We start from the raw sequence: 20,209 nt of genomic DNA on the forward strand, positions 1-20,209 counted from the left end.
CTGACCTCGGCCGGCCGCGTGGTCTCCGGCGGGCGCGGCGTGGGGTCCGAGGAAAACTTCGCGCTGATCGAGACGCTGGCCGACAAGCTGGGCGCCGCGGTCGGTGCGTCCCGCGCGGCGGTGGATTCGGGCTATGCGCCGAATGACTGGCAGGTCGGCCAGACCGGCAAGGTGGTCGCGCCCGAGCTCTACGTCGCCGTCGGCATCTCCGGCGCGATCCAGCACCTTGCGGGGATGAAGGATTCCAAGGTCATCGTGGCGATCAACAAGGATGAGGAGGCCCCGATCTTCCAGGTCGCCGATTACGGCCTGGTGGCCGATCTGTTCCAGATCCTGCCGGAACTGACCGAAAAGCTCTGATCCGCTTCTTCTTCACGAAAATACCCGGACAAGGGCCCGCCACACGGCGGGCCCTTTGCGGTGACACGCAGGGCAATGCCTGCGCGTCAACCTCGCGTCGGCAGGACGAATTCGGGATCGGTTCACTCCGGGATCATCGCGGCCATGAACATATTGGCGAGCAGGTTGATATAGGCCAGCCCGCCGCGGAATCCGCCGACAAATACGCGGGCAGCATTGATGAGCCGGCGGGCCATCCCGCCCTCGTTCATCATCTCGCCGGTCAGTTGGAACAGCAGGATCGCCAGCAGGCCGTAATTCTCCAGCCCCGAGAGCAACTTCTGGGCAGAACTGGTGAACAGCACGTCGGCGTCTGGGGCGCAATAGCCGAGTACCGCGAGATCCGGCGCGAGGCCTAAGGGTCGGCCCCGCGCCGGATCATCATGCGGCGCGCAGCGATATTTCCCTGCACAGCCAGAAAGTTGCAGGCCGCAGATTGAAAACCGCATCGCGGCTCCTGTAGGAAGGTCGGAGGCCAGAACGATCTTCGCAGCCATCGACGGGGGCCCAGTTGCGCACGACACGATTCCGGTGCTCCTAGAATGACCGAGCCGCAAATCCAACCAGTGCGCCGGTTCGACCTCGACCCGGAGTGCAGCATCGCGGACCGGGTCGAGATCGTGGATGATGCGGTGATGGTTCCAGCGGTGAAACCGCGGAGCTGGGTGGTCGAGGCGGGGATCTTCAGGAGCGACCTGACTCCAGTCGAGTTGGCTCAGGGCTGGCATTACACCCGTAACGCCGCGACCGAGTTTCCGCCGGTGCCGGGCGGTCCGTTCGAAACGCTGCCCGGTCAGTATTTCTATGCGGGCCACTATATCGGGCAGTTCGGGCATTTCCTGCTCGAAACCATGGCGCGGTTCTGGCATCTGGCCCGGTTTCCGGCGGCGTATGACGGTATGGCGCTGCTGATCCAGCCGAACGCGGATCGTGACGCGGTGACCGCGCGGCTGAAGGCGTTCCTGGATCTCTGCGATCTGCCGATGCCGCCGCTTGTCATGCCGCGCGAACCGGTCAGATTGGAACGGCTGACGATCCCCATGCAGGGTGCGGGCGGGCTGGAGCTGATGTATGGGGCCCCGGAATATCGCGAGATGTTCCAGAGCCGCTTTGCAAAGAAGATCGCACCCGCCGGCGCGAAGCGGATCTATATCTCGCGGACCGGTTTCGACAGCCGCCACGGCTCGCTGGTCGAGGAGGCCAGGCTCGAGGCGCTGCTGAGCGAGGCCGGATATCTGCCCTTCCATCCCCAGGACCACAGTCTCGAAGACCAGATCGCCCAGTTCAAGGCGGCAGAGGTGATCGCGGGGGTGGACGGCTCGGCCTTCCACCTCGCCGCCCTCGTCACCAACCCGTCCCAGCGGATCGTGATGTTCCAGCGGCGCCCGGCCCCCGAGGTGTTCATCCAGGCTGAACAATTGCGCCGCTTCGGGGCCGGGGAGGTCACTGTCATCAGCGCGGAGCCGGGCGGATGGTCGCCTGCCGGGGTCCGGCGCTCGGCGCTGTCGGTGTTCGGCGTGCTGGATTTCGAGGCTGCCGGAAAGCGGCTGCACGAGATGGGTCTGATTGCGGATCCCGGCGCGTGGCGCAACAGCCCGCATCTGGCGTTTCGCGACCGCCTGAAAGAGATCGGGGCCGAACTCGGCGCAGACATGTACGAGGTCGTGCGCCCCAACCAGTCCCTCTCCGGCAAGAAGCGGCGGCAGCGCCGCCGCCATGTCAGCCTGTTCAGCCTGGCGCGGCAGCGCCGGGGACAGAAGGACTGAGCGCGGCGGCCCGCCCCGGTCGCGGCCCTATGCCAGCCGCAGCATCCGGTGCTTCTTCTTGCCGACCGAGATCTTCAGCCCCTCGCCGATCATGCCGGCATCGAGCTGCGCCTGCGGGTCGCCGACCGGGGCGTTGTTCAGCCTCAGCCCGCCCTCGGCGATCAGCCGCTTGGCCTCCTTGCCCGACCCTGTGATGCCGGTCTGGGCCAGAAGCTGCACGATCGACAGCGGCAGCGCGTCGGCGGCGATGGTCACGACTTCCAGATCACCGCCCGCGCCGCCCTGCTCAAACACCTCGCGCGCGGTGGCCTCGGCCGAGGCGGCGGCCTCGGACCCGTGCAGCAATGTCGTCACCTCGTTGGCCAGCCGGATCTTGCCCTCGTTGATCTCCGAGCCGGACAGCGCGCCGAGACGCTCGCATTCCTCGACCGGCAATTCGGTGTACAGCTTCAGGAACCGGCCGACATCGGCGTCGGTGGTGTTGCGCCAGAACTGCCAGAATTCATACGGGCTCAGCATCTCGCCATTCAGCCAGATGGCCCCGCCCTGCGACTTGCCCATCTTGCGCCCGTCCGATGTGGTCAGCAGCGGCGTGGTCAGCCCCCAGACCTCGCGGTCGAGCACCCGGCGGGTCAGATCCACCCCGTTGACGATATTGCCCCATTGATCCGAGCCGCCCATCTGCAGCCGGCAGTCATAGCGCCGGAACTGTTCGAGGAAGTCATAGGCCTGAAGAATCATGTAGTTGAATTCGAGGAAGCTCAGCGACTGTTCCCGATCCAGCCGCGATTTCACCGACTCGAAGGACAGCATCCGGTTCACGCTGAAATGCCGCCCGATATCGCGCAGGAAATCGAGATAGTTCAGCCCGTCCAGCCATTCGGCATTGTTCAGCATCAGCGCCTTGTCATCGCCGTAATCGAGATATTGCGCGAAGACCCGCTGCATCCCGTCGATATTGGACCGGATCTGTTCAGGGCCCAGAAGCGGGCGTTCGTCGCTGCGGAAGGACGGATCGCCGACCTTGGTGGTGCCGCCGCCCATCAGCGTGATCGGGCGGTTGCCGGTCTTCTGGAACCAGCGCAGCAGCATGATGTTCAGAAGATGGCCGACATGCAGCGACGCCGCCGTCGCGTCATATCCGATATAGGCGGTGACCGGTCCTTCGATCAGCGCCTCGTCGAGCGCGGTCAGATCGGTGCAGTCGGCCAGGAAGCCGCGCTCCATGATCACGCGCAGGAATTCGGATTTGGGGGTCGGGGCCATGTCTTTTTCCTTCTCGATGGGCCGGATATACCGGGGCAAAGAGGGAAGGAAAACCCATGACAGGCAGCATGATCCTTGCACTCGGCATGATGTCGGGCACCTCGCTCGACGGGGTGGACGCGGCGCTGATCGAAACCGATGGGCAGCGGATCGGCGGTTTCGGCCGCTCGGCCTATCGCGCCTATTCCGGCAATGAGGGCGAGGTGCTGCACGCGGCACTCGGCCTGTGGCCCGGCGCGCCGGGGGTGGATGATGCCGCCGATCTGTCGGTCGCGGCCCACGCCGCGCTTGCAGCCGATTTCCCGGAGGCGGAGCTGATCGGCTATCACGGTCAGACGCTGGCCCATGATCCGGGCGGGCGCGGCACGCACCAGGCGGGGTCGGGGGCCGATCTGGCCCGGCGGACCGGACGGCGCGTGGTCTGGGATTTCCGCACCGAGGATGTCCGCCGGGGCGGGCAGGGCGCGCCGCTGGCTCCGTTCTTCCATTGGGCCTGTGCCGACTGGGCGCTGCGCGCGGGAAAGATGGAGGCCGCGCCGGTCGTGTTTCTCAATCTCGGCGGGGTCGGCAATCTGACATGGGTCGATCCGCGCGCCGAAGGGCCGGAGCAGGGCTGTCTGGCCTTTGATACCGGTCCCGCGAATGCACCGCTGAACGACCTGATGCGGGCGCGCGGGCTTGGCGCGCGGGATGAGGGCGGGGTGCTTGCAGCCTCGGGGCGGGTGCATGCGCGCGTGGTGGATGAGTTCCTGACACATCCGTATTTTGCCCGGCCGGTGCCCAAATCGCTGGACCGCGCCGCATTCGGCGCGCTGTCCGCGTCGGTGCGCAGCCTGTCCGATGCCGATGCCGCGGCGACGCTGGTCGCGGCGATTGCCGCCTCTGTCGGGGCGGGAATGGATCATGTGCCGGCACCGCCCACGCGGGTGCTCGTCTGCGGCGGCGGGCGGCACAATGCGGCGATCATGGCGGCGCTGACGGCGCGATTGTCCTGCCCGGTCGTCCCGGTGGAGGCGATCGGGCTGGATGGCGACATGCTGGAGGCGCAGGCCTTCGGCTGGCTGGCGGTGCGGGTGCTGCGCGGGCTTGCGACCTCCGGTCCATCCACCACCGGGGTTCTCGCGCCGGTCTGCGGCGGTCGGATCAGCCCCGGCCGACGGCCAGAGCGGATTATTTCCGATTCATCGCTTGACGGCTCGGGTCACTGCGCGTAAATCCCCGCTACCCCGGCGGGCGATCATGCCGGGGTTGGTGAGCATGCGGTTGTAGCTCAGTTGGTTAGAGTACCGGCCTGTCACGCCGGGGGTCGCGGGTTCGAGCCCCGTCAACCGCGCCACCACCATCGCCCGAAAATGATGCGCGGTTGTAGCTCAGTTGGTTAGAGTACCGGCCTGTCACGCCGGGGGTCGCGGGTTCGAGCCCCGTCAACCGCGCCATTTTTGCATCCATGAAAAGCGTCCCTGCCGCAGCCGGTTGCCGGTCGCAAGGGATGTCCGGTTGTCTGGCCGATGTGGCGGACCGGACCGATGCTCTTGCCCTCTGCGCCCGCATCGCGCGGCCCGCCGGCCTGCGCGCGCATCACAGCCGATTCCACTCGCGACGGCGATTTCCTCCGCTAACAGCAAAATATTAGCGTTAACAGTGGTCGTTAGCGTTACCAAAACTTGTTCAGCGCCCTTGCTCTGCTAAGACCCGGTGAAACTCACTTTCTGGGGGACGCCATGAAGGCCTCGAACATCGTCAAGAAAATCCTCGCCAATTACGAGGGCGAAAATCCCGGCGTGAAGGGCAATCTGTGCCGCATGCTGTCGCATGGACGGCTGGGCGGCACTGGCAAGATGATCATCCTGCCGGTAGATCAGGGCTTCGAGCATGGCCCGGCGCGCAGCTTCGCACCGAATGCGGCCGGCTATGACCCGCATTATCACTACAGGCTGGCGCTCGATGCGGGGCTGAACGCCTTTGCCGCGCCGCTCGGGATGCTGGAAGCGGGGGCCGACACGTTTGCCGGCCAGATGCCGACCATTCTGAAATGCAACAGCGCCAACAGCCTGATGTCGGAGACCGCCGGCAAGAACCAGGCGGTCACGGCGACCGTGCAGGACGCGCTGCGGCTCGGCTGCTCGGCCATCGGCTTCACCATCTATCCGGGTTCGGACATGGCGCTGGATATGTTCGAGGAGATCTCCGAGATGCGGGCCGAGGCCGCCGCGGTCGGCATTCCGACCGTGATCTGGTCCTATCCGCGCGGGGAATCGCTGAGCAAGGACGGCGAGACGGCCATCGACATCGCCGCCTATGCCGCCCAGATCGCGGCACTTCTGGGCGCGCATATCATCAAGATCAAGCTGTCCACCGACCATCTGGAGAACAAGGACGCCAAGAAGGTCTACGAGGCGCAGAAGATCGACATCTCCACCCAGGCGGCGCGGGTGGCGCATTGCATGGAGGCGGCCTTTGGCGGCCGCCGGATCGTGGTGTTCTCTGGCGGCGCGGCCAAGGGCGCGGATGCGGTCTATGACGACGCGCGCGCGATTCGCGACGGCGGCGGCAACGGCTCGATCATCGGGCGCAACAGCTTCCAGCGCTCGCGCGAGGATGCGCTGCAGATGCTGGGCAAGCTGGTCGACATCTACAAGGGGCGCGACTGATCGCCGCCGCCGGACCGGGGCGCTGCCCCGGACCCCGGGGTATTGGGGTGAAGAAGAAGGGCCGGACCCGCGCGGGCGGCCCTTTCGCGTTGCCTGAGCGGCGGGCGCTATCTGCCCGTGATGCGGCATTTTTTCACCCAGTCCCCGGCCTGGCCTTGCGCGTGTCGCGATGCGGCCATAGAAGATGGCCGATTTGAAGATCCCGCCCGGCGGGTACGGAGGGACAGCATGCCCTTGCTGGTGATGAAATTCGGCGGCACGTCGGTCGCCGATCTCGACCGGATCAGGAACGCGGCCGCCAAGGTCAAGCGCGAGGTGGAGCGCGGCTATGACGTGATCGTCATCGTCAGCGCCATGTCGGGCAAGACCAACGAGCTGGTGGGCTGGGTCGAGCAGACCGCGCCGCTGTTCGATGCGCGGGAATATGATGCGGTGGTCAGCTCGGGCGAGAATGTCACCGCCGGGCTGATGGCGCTGACCCTGCAGGGCATGGATGTGCCGGCGCGGTCCTGGCAGGGCTGGCAGGTGCCGATCAACACGACCGACGCGCACAGCGCCGCCCGTTTTGTCGATATTCCGCGCGCCAATCTGGACCAGAAATTCGCCGAGGGCTTCCGGGTCGCCGTGGTCGCAGGCTTCCAGGGGATCGGGCCGGATGGCCGCGTCACCACGCTGGGGCGTGGCGGGTCGGACACCACTGCCGTCGCGTTTGCGGCCGCCTTCGCGGCGGAGCGCTGCGACATCTATACCGATGTGGACGGGGTCTATACGACCGATCCCCGCATCACGTCGAAGGCGCGCAAGCTGGGCCGGATCGCCTTCGAGGAGATGCTGGAACTGGCCAGCCTGGGTGCGAAAGTGCTCCAGACCCGGTCGGTCGAGCTGGCGATGCGCTATAATGTCCGGCTGCGGGTGCTGTCCTCTTTCGAGGATACGGATGAGAGCTCCGGCACATTGGTCTGCGATGAGGATGAGATCATGGAATCGAAAGTCGTAAACGGGGTGGCCTTCTCGCGGGACGAGGCGAAGGTGACGCTGGTCACGGTCGAGGACCGGCCCGGCATCTCGGCCGCGATATTCGCGCCGCTGGCCGATGCCGGGGTGAATGTGGACATGATCGTCCAGAACATCTCGGAGAAGAATTTCGAGGATCATCAGGGTTCGGTCACCGACATGACCTTCTCCTGCCCGATCAACCAGGTCGAGCGCGCGAAGAAGGCGATGGAGGATGCCCGCCAGGCCGGCACGATCCAGTATGACGAGCTGGTCGTAGACACGGATGTTGCCAAGGTGAGCGTGGTGGGCATCGGGATGCGGTCCCATGCCGGGGTGGCGGCGCGCATGTTTCGGGCACTTGCCGATGAAAACATCAATATCAAGGTGATCTCGACCTCCGAGATCAAGATTTCCGTCCTGATCGACCGCAAATACATGGAGTTGGCGGTGCAGGCACTGCATGATGCGTTCGAGTTGGAGAAGTCGGTTTAACAAATTCAGCCGCAGGTTTTGCGGCGTTGGCGAGGGACGATGCCGCAGCGGAAGGACAGCGATTCCCGGCGCCTGCTCAGGCGGTTGCGCGATACGCTCGGCTCGGCCGGGGCGGGACAGGACCGGCTGGACAGCATCACCCATCACATTGCCGATTCGATGGGCACCGAGGTGTGTTCGGTCTATCTGTTCCGCGATGCCGACACGCTGGAGCTTTGCGCCACCGAAGGGCTGAAAGCCGAGGCCGTGCATCAGACACGGCTGCGCCTGGGTGAGGGGCTGGTCGGCCGCGTCGCCCGGACCGGGCGATATGTCAACAGCGCCAATGCGCCCTCCGAGCCGGGGTTCCGTTTCATGCCGGAGACCGGGGAGGAGGTGTATTCCTCCTTCCTCGGCGTGCCGATCCAGCGGCTTGGCGAGAAGCTGGGCGTGCTGGTGGTGCAATCGCGCGAGGCGCGGATGTTCACCGATGACGATGTCTACGGGCTGGAGGTCGTCGCCATGGTGCTGGCCGAGATGGCCGAGCTGGGCGCGTTCCAGGGCACGACCGAGGACAGCCTGCCGCTGGCCCATCGCTTCCCCAGTTTCTTCCGCGGCGCGAGCGGGCAGGAAGGCGCGGCCGAGGGGCGGGTCTGGCTGCACGAGCCGCGCGTGGTGGTGGCCAACCCGGTCGGCGACGATCCCAAGAAGGAAAAGGCCCGGCTGCATGAGGGGGTGGCCACGCTGCGCACCCGAGTCGACAAGATGCTGGCCGATGCCGATCTGATCGCCGACAGCGATCACAGCCAGGTGCTGGAGGCCTACCGGCTGTTCGCCCATTCGCGCTCCTGGCTGAAGCGGATGGAGGAGGATATCGCGCTCGGCCTGTCTGCCGAAGCTGCGGTGGAGAAGGAGCAGTCCCAGGCCCGCGCCCGGCTGGAAATGGCCGCCGATCCCTATCTGCGCGACCGGCTGCATGATCTCGATGATCTGTCCAACCGGCTGTTGCGGATCCTCAGCGGGCAGGGCAGCGATACCGGCGCCGAGATGCCGGACGATCCGATCCTGATCGCGCGCAATATCGGCCCTGCGGAGCTGCTGGAATACGGGCGCAAGCTGAAAGGCGTGGTGCTGGAGGAGGGCAGCGTCGGCAGCCACGCCGCCATTGTCGCCCGTGCGCTGGCGATTCCGCTGGTGATCCATGCCAGCCGGATCACCACGGATGCGTTGAACGGCGATCCGATCCTGGTCGATGGCGATGGCGGCTTCGTGCATCTGCGCCCCGAGGACAGCGTCGCGGCGGCGTTTCGCGACAAGATTGCCATGCAGGCCGCCGCACAGTCGCGCTATGCCGGGCTGCGCGATCAGCCGGCGCGCTCGGTATGCGGCACGCGGGTCGAGCTGCACATGAATGCCGGGCTGATGGCCGATCTGCCCAGCCTGGAGAACTCCGGCGCCGAAGGCGTCGGGCTGTTCCGCACCGAGTTGCAGTTCTTGACCCGCACCCGCGTGCCGCGCCGGTCCGAGCTGGTGGCGCTCTATACGCGGGTGATGGATGCGGCGAAGGGCCGGCCGGTGGTGTTCCGCACCGTCGATATCGGGTCCGACAAGGTGCTGCCCTATATGAAACCGCAGGACGAGCCCAACCCGGCGATGGGCTGGCGCGCGATCCGGGTCGGGCTGGACAAGCGCGGCGTGTTGCGCATGCAGTTGCAATCGCTGATCCGCGCCGCGGCGGGCCGGCCGCTGCATGTGATGTTTCCCTTCGTGGCCGAGCCGTCGGAGTTCCGCGAGGCCCAGAAGATGCTGATGGAGGAGTTGGCGCGCGAACAGCAATTCGGCCGCCCCCTGCCGTTGGACATCCGGGTGGGGTCGATGCTGGAGACGCCGTCGCTGGCCTTCGCGCCGGTGAGCTTCTTCCGCGCCTGCGATTTCGTCTCGATCGGAGGCAATGATCTCAAGCAGTTCTTCTTTGCCGCCGATCGCGAGAACGAGCGGGTGCGGCGGCGATACGACACGCTTAGCGAGCCGTTCCTGTCGCTGCTCGACCAGATCATCGCGCGCTGCGAGGCTGCCGGCGTGTCGCTGTCCTTCTGTGGCGAAGATGCCGGTCGTCCGGTCGAGGCGCTGACCTTCGCAGCACTTGGCATCCGGCGGCTGTCGATGCGCCCGGCCTCGATCGGTCCGGTGAAGCATCTGATCCGCAGCATCTCGATCCGTGATCTGCGCGAGGTGGTGGATCAGGCGCGGGCGGACGGTCAGCCGGTGCGCCGCGCCGTCACCGAGTTTCTGGCGCGCAACGGCGGGCCGGGCTAGGCTGGCGGCAGCTTGTCCGAGTGTTTTGCAGGAGTTCCCATGACCGATAATCTATTCCCGTCTCCACCCTGGCCGGCCATCCCGGTGCAGAACGAACCGCGTCGCTATCCGCTGCACCGGATTTTCTGTGTCGGGCGGAACTATGCCGCCCATGCGGCGGAAATGGGGCACCAGGTGGATCGCGAACAGCCGATCTTTTTCACCAAGTCTGCGCTCGCCTATCTGCCGACGGGGATGGAGAGCAACTATCCGCCGGGCACCGAGGATTATCACTACGAGGTCGAGCTCTGCGCGGTGCTGGGTGCGCCGCTCTTCAAGGCCAGCCCGGAGGAGGCAGGTGCCGCGATCTACGGTTATGCGGTCGGGCTGGACATGACCCGGCGCGATCTTCAGGCGCGCGCCAAGCAGGGGCGCAACCCGTGGGATGTCGGCAAGGATGTGGAGGAATCGGCCATTATCGGCCCGATCACCCAAGCTGCCGAGATGGGGCCGTTGCGCGATCAGCGCATCCGGCTGCGACTGGATGGGGAACTGCGCCAGGACGCGCCGCTCTCGGATATGGTCTGGACGGTGCCGGAGCTTCTGTCGCGCCTGTCGCAGCTTTATCACCTGGCGCCGGGAGATCTGTTGATGACCGGGACGCCCGCCGGGGTGGGGCCGGTCGCGCCGGGCAATCATCTGGTCGGTGATGTGGAAGGTCTGGCGCCCGTCTCCGTGACCTTTATCGATCCTGACTGACCTGCGCGGCAGAAGCGGGCGGCGTCAGTTCGTCTGTCGCTTCGGGATGAAGGGCAGGGGCGCGATGGGCACCCCGTCCTCGATCAGGGCGCGGGCCTCCTCGGGCTTCGCCTCGCCGTGGATCGAACGCTTGTCGCTGCGGCCTTCATGCATGGCGCGGGCCTCGTCGGCGAAGCGCAGCCCGACATAGTCGGAGTTGTCCTCGATCTGCGCCCGCAACTGTTCCAGCGGGGATTTCTCGGCCGCATTCCTGCCCGCATCGCGCAGCCGGTTCGCTTTCGCCGGCACGCCCGGTGCCATCAGCGCCCGGTCCACCTGCGTCACGCCACAGACCGCGCATCCGATCTGACCCGCGTCACGCTGACGCTCGAACGCCCCGGACGAGGCGAACCAGCCATCGAACCGATGCCCGTCCTTGCAGGTGAGGTCATAGCGGATCAAACAATTGCTCCTTTCGCCGCTGCGCCTAACGCATATCGGGGTTTTCGGGCGCATCTTCAATGTCGGGGCGGGTTTCTGGCGGCGGAGCCCCGCCCCCCACCGCAGCGAGGATTTCGGCCAGAAGCGGTGCGGCGTCGCCCGCACGCTCGCGCAGCAGCGCCCTGGCGCGGTCGCCCATCGCCGCCGCCTCGGACGGCGCGGCGGCCAGCCGGGCCAGCGTGGCACCGGCCTCTTGCGCTAGCGTCTCGGCCCCGTCCACGGCGTGCAGCAGCGCGTAATCTTCGGAGAAATTGGCGACATGCGGCCCGTGCAGGATGGCGCAGCCATGGGCGGCGGGCTCCCACGGAGTATGCCCGCCCTTGGCCACCAGCGAGCCGCCGGTGATGCAGATGGCCGCCGCGTCATACCACCGCGCCATCTCGCCCAGCGTGTCGGCCAGCAGGACCGGCGCGGTCTCGTCCCCGCCCTGCGAGCGGCGCGCCGGGTTCAGCCCCCGCGCCGCCAGCAGTGCCGCGACGTCATCCCCCCGCACCGGGTGGCGGGGGGCGATAATCAGCCGAAGCCCCGGCACGTGGCGGCGCGCCACCATGAACGCCTCGATGATCTGGTCATCTTCCCCGTCATGGGTGGAGGCGGCCAGGATCGTGCGCTCGCGCGTCTCGGGATGCGGTTCGGGCAGGGTCCCGGCCGGACCCAGCAGTTTGAGTTGCACGCGCGGCATCAGGGCCGTGTCCGGCAGGCCCAGCGAGATCAGCCGCTCCTCGCTGCCGGCATTTTGCGCCGAAAGCCGGTCGATGCGGCGCAGGATCGGCCGGATCAGCCAGGGCAGCCTGCGCCATCGCCGGGCGGAGCGTTCGGACATGCGCGCCCCGATCACCATCTGGCTTATCCCGGCCTCTGCCAGCAGCGCCGAGCGGTTTGGCCAGAGCTCGTTTTCCAGCGTCAGCGCCAGCGTCGGACGATGGCGATCGATGAAGCGATGCAGCGCCTGCGGCGTGTCCAGGGGCGCCAGCCGCGCCCTCAGCCCCCAGCCCCGCGCCATGTCGCGCCCGGTGGTGGTGTTGGCGGTGACGATCAGCGCCACCCGCTCGGCCAGCCGGTCGATGATCGGCCGGGCGGAGATCAGCTCGCCCACGCTGGCGCCATGCAGCCAGATCGATGCAGGCGCAGCCTGCGCCGGGCGGTCCAGCACCAGCCGCTCGGCCATCTCGGGGCCGGCGAAGGGCCGGGCTGCTGCACCGGCCAGCCAGGATGCGCTGCGATAGAGCAACGGCGGGTGTTCCATGTTCGGGGCAGGGGGCGTGGCGTGGAGGTGGGTACCGGAATCGAACCGGTCTTCACGGATTTGCAATCCGGTGCGTAACCTCTCCGCCAACCCACCGCCGGTCTGAGGTCCGCTCGGGATAATCGAACCCGGCGGGCCATGCAAGCGCTAACCATGTGCAAACGGAAAGTTGCCCATCCTGTTCATTCATGGCAAGAAAGGGCAACGCAATTCAAAGGCTCTCCACATGGTCGACTTCACCCAGGCCCGCACCGTCATGGTGGATACGCAGGTGCGGCCCAGCGATGTCACGAAATACCCCGTCATCGATGCCATGCTGGCCGTCCCGCGCGAGGCCTTCGTGCCCGACGGGCGGCAATCCGTCGCCTATGCCGAAGACGCGATCCCGCTCGGCTCCGGGCGCTGGCTGATGGAGCCGCGCAACATCTCCAAGCTGCTGGACGCGCTGAATATCCAGCCCGACGAGCTGGTGCTGAACGTGGCTGCAGGGCTGGGGTATGATGCCGCGGTGATGGCGCGGCTGGCTCAGGCGGTGGTGGCGCTGGAATCGGATGAGGACCTGGCCCGCCGGGCCGAGACCATCCTGTCGGAACAGGGGATCGACAATGTGGCCGTCGTGACCGGCGATCTGGCCGGGGGTTACGCGGGGCAGGCGCCCTATGACGTGATCCTGATCGGCGCAGGCATCGAGGCGCTGCCGGATGCGATCGCGGATCAGCTTCGCGAGGGCGGGCGGATCGGCGCGATCTTCCTCGAGGGGCATCTGGGCATCGCGCGGATCGGCCACAAGCTGGATGGCAAGATAAGCTGGCGCTATTCCTTTAATGGCTCGGCGCCGTTATTGCCGGGTTTCGTCAAGTCTGTTGGGTTCGAGTTCTAGGGGCTGGTAATCGCATGAAGTTCAGTATCGGTAAGCGCTGCCAATCCGCCCTGCGTCGGGTGACGCTGGCGGCCATGCTGTCGGGGGTGGCGCTGCCCGCCCTGGCGGAATCGCTCGGTGACACGCTGGTTGCGGCCTATCGCAACTCCGCCCTTCTCGATCAGAACCGGGCCGTGCTGCGCGCGGCGGATGAAGATGTGGCAACCGCCATGGCCTCTCTGCGGCCGGTGGTGGAATGGGCGCTGAGCCATAACTTTACCGATTTCAACGGCGCGGAGTCGACCACGACGACGCTGGAGTTGACGGCGTCGATGACGCTGTATGATTTCGGCCGCTCGCAAGCCGCGATCGACATGGCGAAGGAAACCGTGCTGTCCACGCGCTACGCGCTTGTCGCGGTGGAGCAGGACATCCTGCTGACCGCGGTGCAGGCCTATATGGACGTGCGCGCGGCGCTGGAACAGGTGGATCTGCAGCAGAACTCGGTGCGGGTTCTGGGCCAGGAATTGCAGGCCGCGCAGGACCGCTTCGACGTGGGCGAGATCACCGTGACCGATGTGGCGCTGGCGAATGCGCAGCTTGCGGCGTCGCGCGCCGCGCTGTCCGCGGCCGAGGGCGAACTGGAGGTTGCGCGCGAAAACTATGCCGCCGCGACCGGCGCGCCGCCGCAAGGGCTTGACGCGCCGCCCCCGCTGCCGAACCGGCCGGGCTCGGTCGCGGCCGCGCAGACCACTGCGCAGCGCAACCATCCGGCCATCTTGCAGGCCAGCCGCGAGGTCGCGGCGGCCGAGCTGGCCGTGGTCGCCGCTGCCGTCGAACGCAATCCGACCTTGGCCGGCACGGCGAGCGCGCAGACCAACAAGGACGGCGACACCCAGGCCGTGGTGGGGCTGCAATTGTCGCAGCAGATCTATACCGGCGGGCGGCTGTCGGCGGCGCATCGCAAGGCGATGGCCAATCGCGACGCGGCGCGCTCGGCGCTGCTGAACACGTCGCGCCAGGTGACCCAGGCGGTCGGCACGGCCTGGGCGAATATCGAGGTGGCGTCGGCCCAGATCGGCGCCATCAACGAGCAGATCTCGGCTGCGCAGCAGGCCTATGACGGGGTGCGCGAGGAGGCGACACTGGGCGCGCGCACGACGCTGGACGTTCTGGATGCCGAGCAATCGCTGCTGGAGGCGCGGGCCGATCTGATCTCGGCAGAGGCCACGCTGCAATTAGCACATTATCAACTCTTGGCGGCTATGGGTTTGTTGACGGTGGAAGACCTCAACCTGGGAATACCGACCTATGACCCATCCGAATATTACAACGCGGTGCGCGACGCGCCCTATACCAGCCGCCAGGGCGAAAATCTCGACCGCGTGCTGCGGGCGCTCAATCGCGGCAACTGATGCGCTGAAAACCGGGGGCGCGCATGGCTGAAGCACATGCCGCCCTCCCGCAGCAGCCACAGGACATCGGTGATGTGCTGGCCTCCATCCGGCGTCTGATCGCGCAGGATGAGGCGGATCCGGATGACATGGACGCGATGTGCAGCGAGCCCGTGGAGTCGGGTGCGCCGCTGTTTCCTGCCGCCGCCTCCCGCGCCGATGATGGGGATAAGGCCGAAGACGGGCACGGCGCCGACGCTACGCCGCTGCCTGGACGGCCACTTCTGCTGGTGCCGGACCCGACGCAGGCTCTGCATTCCGCTGGGCAGAGCGATATGGCCGATGCGGGCGCGCGCGACCTGGCGGTGGCGGCGGGACCGCCTGAAACCGGCGATCACCCAACGCCCGCCTGCCGGACGGCAAAGCCAATCGCGTCCGGCCCAGCGCCGGATGACAGCATGACATTGCAGGAGACGACCGAGATGATGCTCACCGAATATGACCAGCCGGATGCAGGGACCGCCCCGGTTGCCGGTCCGGGCTTCGATCTGTTTGCCAGCGACACGGCGGAGGATCGCGATGCGCCGGCGGGCGGCGACATGTTGCGCAGCCTCGTTCGCGACGTGATCCGGCAGGAGCTGCATGGCGAGTTGGGGGAGCGGATCAGCCGCAACCTGCGCCGCGCCATCCGGCAGGAAGTGGCCGGCACCATTGCCGAGGGGTTGGGCGCGCCGCGCTGATCCCCGTGCCGCGGCCGACGCGCCGATGACGCGCCGCTTCGGCCCGGTGCGCCAAGACCTGTCCCGGTTCCGGCCGATGCGCGCCGCCGATCCGGTTCGCGCCGAGTGAGGCGAGGTCACCGCTGAAAACCGGCCGCGCCGAAGTCGCGCCGCGTCCGCGCTGCAAGGCGGCCCGCTTGCGCCGCATCGCGGCGAGCGTGGGCGGCGCGGCGGACAGATTGCGGGGCGCGGCGGATAGATTGCCGGGCACCGCGGATACATGCGCGGCATGGCGGCTAGGATTGCGGGGCATGGCTGCCAATCTGCGCGGGATCTTGATCGTGCGGTGCTCAACGGACGCATTGCGGGTAAAGGCCGTGATCGAGGCGCACGATGATCTCGACCTGGGTGAGCCGCTCGGGTCTCAAGTCCGCAGGGATCGAAGCGCCGGCGCCGGGAGAGGAGCGCGTCGCATCCATCTTCGCAGTTCCATCCTCGCGGGAGGTTCGTTCAGAGATAATCCTCGGGATCCAGGCTCTCGAACCCGTCGCGCACCTCGAAATGGACCGCACCGCTCGCGCCCGCCGTGCCGATCTGCTGTCCGGCGCTGACCTGGTCGCCCTTCTGCACCGACAGGCCGGAGAGCCCCGCATAGACGGTCAGCAGGTTGTTGGCATGGCGCATGACCACGATCGGCGCATTCTCCGGGTCGCGGGTGATGGCCACGACAGTGCCGCTGCCGGCCGCCGCGACAGGGGTGCCGCTGGCGGCGGAGATGTCGATCCCGTCGTTCCGGCCCTTGCTGTAGGCGCGCACGATCGCCCCGGAGACCGGCATCCGGAACTGCCCGGAGCCGGAGGCGCCGGTCCGGGTCGCGCCCAGATCGGGCGTGTCGGGCTTGTCGACCGGGGCGGAGGCGGGGCTGGTCTCCTCGTCGGGCAGGGGGCGCGAGGCCGATGGCGGGGTGGGGGTCGGCGTGCCCTGGCCGGGCGAGGAGTCCTGGCTGGCCGTCGTTCCGCTGCGCGCGGGGATGTTGAGCGATTGCCCGACACGCAGCATCATGGACTCGTCCAGCTGGTTGGCCTCGGCCAGTTGCTGGATGGTGATGCCGTAGCGCCGGGCGATCGACCAGCCGGTCTCGCCCGCAACGACGCGATGCGTGGTGGCGGGAACCGTCGCGCTGCCGGAGGTGGCACCGTCATCCACCGCGGGGGGCGAGCCGGCGCTTGTCCGTCCGCCGCCGGGCACATCGGGCTGGGCCACGCCCTGACCGGCGAAGGGGTCGCGCACCATCGCCTCGGCCCCGGCCGCGGGGGCGGCGGTGGCGTTGCTCGCGCGCCCCGCCCCGCCGATCACCCCGCCGAGCCGGCCGAGATCCTGTTGCACGGCCGGAAATGCCTGGCACCCCGCCAGCACCGCGCTCAGCGACACCGCCATCACGCCGCGATACACCGATCTGCTCATTCCTCGCGCCCCGTCCATTCGGTCACGATCCTGCCGCGAATTGCGTGCGCCGCGCCGATCCGCCGGGTCTCAGCTCGGACCCAGCCCCTCGACCAGCGGGACGAAACGCACCTGACGCAGCTCGTGATATTCAAAGCCTGTCTCTGTCCGGTTGACCCGGATCAATGTCTGCACCGCGTCGGACTGCCCGACCGGCACGACCATGATACCGCCGTTTTTCAGTTGCGCCAAGAGCGGGCCGGGCGGATCTTCCGCCGCGGCGGTGACGATTATGCGATCAAACGGCGCCTGTTCTTGCAGCCCGAAGCTGCCATCGGCCAGCCGCACGGTGATATTGGACAGGCGCAGCCGCTGGAACAGCGCCTCCGCCTCGGCCACCAGCCGGCGATGGCGTTCCACCGTGTAGACCCTGCGGCACAGCCCCGACAGCACCGCCGCCTGGTAGCCCGAGCCGGTCCCCACCTCCAGCACCGTGTCGCGCGGGCCGGGGTTCAGCGCCTGGGTCATCAGCCCGACCACCGAGGGCTGGCTGATCGTCTGGCCGCACTGGATCGGCAGCGGCGTGTCGTCATAGGCCCGGTCCTCGAACTGGCCGCGCACGAATTCGCCGCGGTCGATCCGCTCCATCGCGGCCAGGACGCGCGGATCGGTCACACCATGCGAGCGGAGCTGGAACAGGAAGCGCATCTTGCGCTCGGCCTGCGCCGCATCGTCGTCATGGGGACCGGCCGGGCTCATCCCTCAAGCGCCTCCTTCAGGCCGGGCAGCGAGGCATGGCAGGTCAGGTCCGCCCGCAGCGGCGTGACCGAGGCATAGCCGTCGAGATTGACCATCACGTCGCTGTCCGGCGTGGCGGGCGCATCCTGCGGCGCGCCGCGCACCCACAGATAGCGGCGGCCATTCGGGGCGGTGAAGGGCTCGACCCCGAAGCCCACGCCGTGCCGCCGTCCCTGCGGGACGACCTGAAGCCCGCGCATCTGATCGGCGGGGACGGGCGGGAAGTTGATGTTGTAGAACAGCCGGTAGTCGGCGTCCGATGTCCAGTCACCATAATCCAGAAGCCGCCGGATCACTGCCGCGCCATGGGCGCGCGCGCAGCCGAACGGATCGGAACTGTCGGCCAGGGCCGGCCCGAAATACTGCGACAGCGCCACGGCCGGCAGGCCCTGCAGCGCGGCCTCCATCGCGCCGCCGACCGTGCCGGAATAGACCACGTTCTCGCCCGAGTTGTTGCCGCGGTTGACGCCTGAGATCACAAGGTCGGGGGCCGCCTCAGCCATCACGTCATGGATCGCGGCCAGCACGCAATCGGCCGGGCTGCCTTCGGCGGCATAGCGGCGCGCCTCCAGCCGGGCGACCATGGTGGGATGGGCGAAGGAGATGCAATGGGCTACGCCCGACTGCTCGAAGGCAGGGGCCACGACCCAGACCTCGCCCTCCGGTCCGGCGAGTTCGGCGGCGATGTCTTCGGCGACCTGCAATCCGGGTGCGTTGATGCCGTCGTCATTGGTGATGAGAATGCGCATATCGACCCTTTCCTGCCCCCTCCCTGATAATCCCCGACCGAATTGGCGGCAACCGGGCAATTCATGCGATTGCGGCTTTGACTGGACCGGGTCACGGCGCTAGACGAGGCCCACCAACGGGTTGGGATTCATGCAGATCTATCTTCCGATCGCCGAGGTTTCGGTGAACGCCTTCACTCTGATCGGCCTTGGCGGCATCGTCGGGTTGATGAGCGGGATGTTCGGCGTGGGTGGCGGATTCCTGATCACCCCGCTTCTGTTCTTCATCGGCATCCCGCCGGCCATTGCCGTGGCCACGGGGGCGAACCAGGTGGTTGCCTCGTCGATCTCGGGCGTGCTCGGCCATGTGAAGAAGCGCAGCGTGGATTTCCGCATGGGCACGGTGTTGCTGGTGGGCGGGCTGACCGGATCGCTGCTGGGGGTGCTGCTGTTCAACCTGCTGCGACGGATCGGCCAGGTCGAGCTGGTGGTCCAGATCAGCTATGTGGTGATGCTGGGCGTGGTCGGCTGCATGATGTTCGCCGAAAGCCTGCGCGCGCTGCGCCGCACAAGGTCGGGCGCGCGCGCCCGGCGGCGGCATCACGGCTGGATCCACGCCCTGCCGCTGCGCATGAAGTTCCGCACCTCGGGTCTGTATCTCAGCGTGATCCCGCCGCTTGCGGTGGGGCTGTGCGTGGGGGTTCTGTCGGCGATGATGGGGGTGGGCGGGGGCTTCATCATGGTGCCGGCGATGATCTATCTGCTGGGGATGCCGACCAAGGTTGTGATCGGCACTTCGCTGTTCCAGATCACCTTCGTGACCGCCTTTACCACGCTGATGCATGCGGTCAGCTACAACACCGTCGATATCATGCTGGCGGTGCTGCTGATCGTGGGCGGGGTGACGGGGGCGCAGATCGGCACCCAGATCGGCTCGCGCCTGCGGGCGGAACAGCTGCGCATCCTGCTGGCGCTCGTGGTGCTGGCGGTCTGCGTCAAGCTGGCGCTGGATCTGTTCCTGCGGCCGGACAATCTCTATTCGCTGACGCCGGGGATCCTGTGATGCGGGCGTGGCTGAGCGGCATGGCGGTGATGCTGGCCCTGATCGCCGGGCCGGGGGCGGGGCCAGCAAGCGGGCAAGCCGCGGTCGAGCCGCCGATCATGTCCTTCCCCTCGCCCGAGGCCAATCGCGGCGGGTTCCGCAGGCCCCGCCCGCAGGCGCGCGAGCAGGTCGTGGCCGGGCTGTCATCGGACGAGGTGTCGATCACCGCCAGCTTCGACGGCTCCGACATCATCCTGTATGGCGCGGTGCGCCGCGAGACGCCGGTGCAGATGAACAGCCTGCTGCACGTGGTGGCGACGGTGGAGGGGCCGCCGCGCAGCGTCACCATCCGCCGCAAGGAGCGCAAGCTGGGCATCTGGGTCAACACCGAAAGCGTCGTCGTGGGATCTGCGCCCAGCTTCTACTCCGTGGCCTCCACCGCGCCGCTGGACCTGATCCTCAACCGCGAGGTGGATGCCCGCTACCGCATCTCGATCCCGATGGCGATGCGGGCTTTCGCCCGCCCCTTCTCGGTCGAGAACCCGACCGATTTCACCGAGGCGATGATCGTCTCGCGCATCGCGGATGGCAGCTACCGGCTGGATGAGGGCGCGGTCCGGCTGGCGCGCGACACGCTGTTCCGTGCCGATTTCCGCCTGCCCGCCAATCTGATCGAGGGGGATTACAAGATCCGCATCTTTCTGTTGCGCAACGGCCGGGTGGTGGACAGCTATTCCGCGCCGCTGGATGTGCGCAAGGTCGGGGTGGAACGCTGGCTGCACCGGCTGGCCTTTGAACGGCCGCTGCTCTACGGGCTGTTGTCGCTGCTGATCGCGGTGGCGGCGGGCTGGGGCGCCTCGGCCGCGTTCCGGGTGCTGCAACGGAAATAGCCCGGCC

The 20,209-nt window shown here is 67.4% G+C and carries 19 protein-coding genes and 3 tRNA genes; 14 read left to right on the forward strand and 8 right to left on the reverse strand.

The window, feature by feature from the left end:
• The coding region (locus BLT73_RS13825) for an electron transfer flavoprotein subunit alpha/FixB family protein (RefSeq protein WP_218132549.1) at nt 1-360 on the forward strand (360 nt) is incomplete at its 5' end.
• Between the two features lie 122 nt (nt 361-482).
• On the opposite strand, the gene BLT73_RS17840 is transcribed toward BLT73_RS13825, so the two are convergent.
• Nucleotides 483-848: a TRAP transporter large permease subunit gene (locus BLT73_RS17840; RefSeq protein ID WP_245727337.1), complete on the reverse strand. Its 366-nt coding sequence runs from the start codon at nt 846-848 to the stop codon at nt 483-485.
• 93 nt (nt 849-941) lie between these two features.
• On the opposite strand from BLT73_RS17840, the gene BLT73_RS13835 reads away from it, so the two are divergent.
• Nucleotides 942-2,165, forward strand: a complete 1,224-nt coding sequence (locus BLT73_RS13835; protein WP_090524792.1) for a glycosyltransferase family 61 protein — start codon at nt 942-944, stop codon at nt 2,163-2,165.
• A gap of 27 nt (nt 2,166-2,192) precedes the next feature.
• Here the strand turns inward: BLT73_RS13835 and tyrS are convergent, their stop codons facing one another.
• A complete protein-coding gene (gene tyrS / locus BLT73_RS13840; RefSeq protein WP_090524957.1) occupies nt 2,193-3,431 on the reverse strand; it encodes a tyrosine--tRNA ligase in 1,239 nt (412 codons plus the stop codon).
• 56 nt (nt 3,432-3,487) lie between these two features.
• On the opposite strand from tyrS, the gene BLT73_RS13845 reads away from it, so the two are divergent.
• The 7 genes from BLT73_RS13845 (at nt 3,488) to BLT73_RS13875 (ending at nt 10,603) form a co-directional block, all read left to right on the forward strand.
• The gene (locus BLT73_RS13845) at nt 3,488-4,645 is read left to right on the forward strand and encodes an anhydro-N-acetylmuramic acid kinase (protein ID WP_245727338.1); all 1,158 of its coding nucleotides are present in this window, start codon (nt 3,488-3,490) and stop codon (nt 4,643-4,645) included.
• Nucleotides 4,646-4,690: 45 nt separating this feature from the next.
• A tRNA-Asp gene (locus BLT73_RS13850) sits at nt 4,691-4,767 on the forward strand.
• Nucleotides 4,768-4,790: 23 nt separating this feature from the next.
• Nucleotides 4,791-4,867, forward strand: a tRNA-Asp gene (locus BLT73_RS13855).
• 285 nt (nt 4,868-5,152) lie between these two features.
• Nucleotides 5,153-6,082, forward strand: a complete 930-nt coding sequence (locus BLT73_RS13860; protein WP_090524794.1) for a class I fructose-bisphosphate aldolase — start codon at nt 5,153-5,155, stop codon at nt 6,080-6,082.
• Nucleotides 6,083-6,310: 228 nt separating this feature from the next.
• Nucleotides 6,311-7,570 (forward strand): aspartate kinase, encoded by a 1,260-nt coding sequence (locus BLT73_RS13865; protein ID WP_090524796.1) that lies wholly within the window; start codon nt 6,311-6,313, stop codon nt 7,568-7,570.
• A 39-nt stretch (nt 7,571-7,609) separates the two neighbouring features.
• Complete coding sequence (gene ptsP, locus BLT73_RS13870) at nt 7,610-9,865, forward strand: phosphoenolpyruvate--protein phosphotransferase (RefSeq protein ID WP_090524799.1); 2,256 nt, start codon at nt 7,610-7,612, stop codon at nt 9,863-9,865.
• A gap of 39 nt (nt 9,866-9,904) precedes the next feature.
• Complete coding sequence (locus BLT73_RS13875) at nt 9,905-10,603, forward strand: fumarylacetoacetate hydrolase family protein (protein ID WP_090524801.1); 699 nt, start codon at nt 9,905-9,907, stop codon at nt 10,601-10,603.
• A 24-nt stretch (nt 10,604-10,627) separates the two neighbouring features.
• On the opposite strand, the gene BLT73_RS13880 is transcribed toward BLT73_RS13875, so the two are convergent.
• From BLT73_RS13880 to BLT73_RS13890, 3 genes are all read right to left on the reverse strand, one after another.
• Nucleotides 10,628-11,044 (reverse strand): DUF1178 family protein, encoded by a 417-nt coding sequence (locus tag BLT73_RS13880; protein ID WP_090524804.1) that lies wholly within the window; start codon nt 11,042-11,044, stop codon nt 10,628-10,630.
• A 25-nt stretch (nt 11,045-11,069) separates the two neighbouring features.
• On the reverse strand, nt 11,070-12,329 hold the full coding sequence (locus tag BLT73_RS13885; protein ID WP_245727339.1) for a 3-deoxy-D-manno-octulosonic acid transferase: 1,260 nt from the start codon (nt 12,327-12,329) through the stop codon (nt 11,070-11,072).
• A gap of 22 nt (nt 12,330-12,351) precedes the next feature.
• Nucleotides 12,352-12,425 (reverse strand) — tRNA-Cys (locus tag BLT73_RS13890).
• A gap of 130 nt (nt 12,426-12,555) precedes the next feature.
• On the opposite strand from BLT73_RS13890, the gene BLT73_RS13895 reads away from it, so the two are divergent.
• Genes BLT73_RS13895 through BLT73_RS13905 form a run of 3 tightly spaced genes read left to right on the forward strand, consistent with a single transcriptional unit; the run spans nt 12,556 to nt 15,322 of the window.
• The gene (locus BLT73_RS13895; RefSeq protein WP_090524807.1) at nt 12,556-13,209 is read left to right on the forward strand and encodes a protein-L-isoaspartate O-methyltransferase family protein; all 654 of its coding nucleotides are present in this window, start codon (nt 12,556-12,558) and stop codon (nt 13,207-13,209) included.
• Nucleotides 13,210-13,223: 14 nt separating this feature from the next.
• The gene (locus tag BLT73_RS13900) at nt 13,224-14,603 is read left to right on the forward strand and encodes a TolC family outer membrane protein (protein WP_090524810.1); all 1,380 of its coding nucleotides are present in this window, start codon (nt 13,224-13,226) and stop codon (nt 14,601-14,603) included.
• A 23-nt stretch (nt 14,604-14,626) separates the two neighbouring features.
• Nucleotides 14,627-15,322, forward strand: coding sequence for a hypothetical protein (locus BLT73_RS13905; protein ID WP_090524812.1), 696 nt, complete (start codon nt 14,627-14,629; stop codon nt 15,320-15,322).
• 489 nt (nt 15,323-15,811) lie between these two features.
• On the opposite strand, the gene BLT73_RS13910 is transcribed toward BLT73_RS13905, so the two are convergent.
• From BLT73_RS13910 to surE, 3 genes are all read right to left on the reverse strand, one after another.
• Nucleotides 15,812-16,765, reverse strand: a complete 954-nt coding sequence (locus tag BLT73_RS13910) for a M23 family metallopeptidase (RefSeq protein ID WP_176805108.1) — start codon at nt 16,763-16,765, stop codon at nt 15,812-15,814.
• Between the two features lie 69 nt (nt 16,766-16,834).
• Nucleotides 16,835-17,503 (reverse strand): protein-L-isoaspartate(D-aspartate) O-methyltransferase, encoded by a 669-nt coding sequence (locus BLT73_RS13915; RefSeq protein WP_090524817.1) that lies wholly within the window; start codon nt 17,501-17,503, stop codon nt 16,835-16,837.
• Entirely contained in the window at nt 17,500-18,291 is a 792-nt protein-coding gene (surE, locus tag BLT73_RS13920) for a 5'/3'-nucleotidase SurE (RefSeq protein WP_090524819.1), read from the reverse strand. The genes BLT73_RS13915 and surE overlap by 4 nt, the downstream gene beginning before the upstream one ends.
• Before the next feature lie 130 nt (nt 18,292-18,421).
• Between surE and BLT73_RS13925 the strand changes: the two genes are divergently transcribed.
• A complete protein-coding gene (locus BLT73_RS13925) occupies nt 18,422-19,333 on the forward strand; it encodes a sulfite exporter TauE/SafE family protein (RefSeq protein ID WP_090524821.1) in 912 nt (303 codons plus the stop codon).
• Complete coding sequence (locus BLT73_RS13930) at nt 19,333-20,202, forward strand: TIGR02186 family protein (protein ID WP_245727340.1); 870 nt, start codon at nt 19,333-19,335, stop codon at nt 20,200-20,202. The genes BLT73_RS13925 and BLT73_RS13930 overlap by 1 nt, the downstream gene beginning before the upstream one ends.
• Nucleotides 20,203-20,209: the final 7 nt, after the last annotated feature.

The sequence above is a fragment of the Paracoccus isoporae genome (assembly GCF_900101865.1).
Classification (GTDB): domain Bacteria; phylum Pseudomonadota; class Alphaproteobacteria; order Rhodobacterales; family Rhodobacteraceae; genus Paracoccus; species Paracoccus isoporae.

Excerpts from the sequence above, each read along its gene's own strand:
- BLT73_RS17840 (WP_245727337.1), bottom strand. The coding sequence starts at position 848 with ATGCGGTTTTCAATCTGCGGCCTGCAACTTTCTGGCTGTGCAGGGAAA.
- BLT73_RS13835 (WP_090524792.1), top strand. The coding sequence starts at position 942 with ATGACCGAGCCGCAAATCCAACCAGTGCGCCGGTTCGACCTCGACCCG.
- tyrS (WP_090524957.1), bottom strand. The coding sequence starts at position 3,431 with ATGGCCCCGACCCCCAAATCCGAATTCCTGCGCGTGATCATGGAGCGC.
- BLT73_RS13845 (WP_245727338.1), top strand. The coding sequence starts at position 3,488 with ATGACAGGCAGCATGATCCTTGCACTCGGCATGATGTCGGGCACCTCG.
- BLT73_RS13860 (WP_090524794.1), top strand. The coding sequence starts at position 5,153 with ATGAAGGCCTCGAACATCGTCAAGAAAATCCTCGCCAATTACGAGGGC.
- BLT73_RS13865 (WP_090524796.1), top strand. The coding sequence starts at position 6,311 with ATGCCCTTGCTGGTGATGAAATTCGGCGGCACGTCGGTCGCCGATCTC.
- ptsP (WP_090524799.1), top strand. The coding sequence starts at position 7,610 with ATGCCGCAGCGGAAGGACAGCGATTCCCGGCGCCTGCTCAGGCGGTTG.
- BLT73_RS13875 (WP_090524801.1), top strand. The coding sequence starts at position 9,905 with ATGACCGATAATCTATTCCCGTCTCCACCCTGGCCGGCCATCCCGGTG.
- BLT73_RS13885 (WP_245727339.1), bottom strand. The coding sequence starts at position 12,329 with ATGGAACACCCGCCGTTGCTCTATCGCAGCGCATCCTGGCTGGCCGGT.
- BLT73_RS13895 (WP_090524807.1), top strand. The coding sequence starts at position 12,556 with ATGGTCGACTTCACCCAGGCCCGCACCGTCATGGTGGATACGCAGGTG.
- BLT73_RS13900 (WP_090524810.1), top strand. The coding sequence starts at position 13,224 with ATGAAGTTCAGTATCGGTAAGCGCTGCCAATCCGCCCTGCGTCGGGTG.
- BLT73_RS13905 (WP_090524812.1), top strand. The coding sequence starts at position 14,627 with ATGGCTGAAGCACATGCCGCCCTCCCGCAGCAGCCACAGGACATCGGT.
- BLT73_RS13910 (WP_176805108.1), bottom strand. The coding sequence starts at position 16,765 with ATGAGCAGATCGGTGTATCGCGGCGTGATGGCGGTGTCGCTGAGCGCG.
- BLT73_RS13915 (WP_090524817.1), bottom strand. The coding sequence starts at position 17,503 with ATGAGCCCGGCCGGTCCCCATGACGACGATGCGGCGCAGGCCGAGCGC.
- surE (WP_090524819.1), bottom strand. The coding sequence starts at position 18,291 with ATGCGCATTCTCATCACCAATGACGACGGCATCAACGCACCCGGATTG.
- BLT73_RS13925 (WP_090524821.1), top strand. The coding sequence starts at position 18,422 with ATGCAGATCTATCTTCCGATCGCCGAGGTTTCGGTGAACGCCTTCACT.
- BLT73_RS13930 (WP_245727340.1), top strand. The coding sequence starts at position 19,333 with ATGCGGGCGTGGCTGAGCGGCATGGCGGTGATGCTGGCCCTGATCGCC.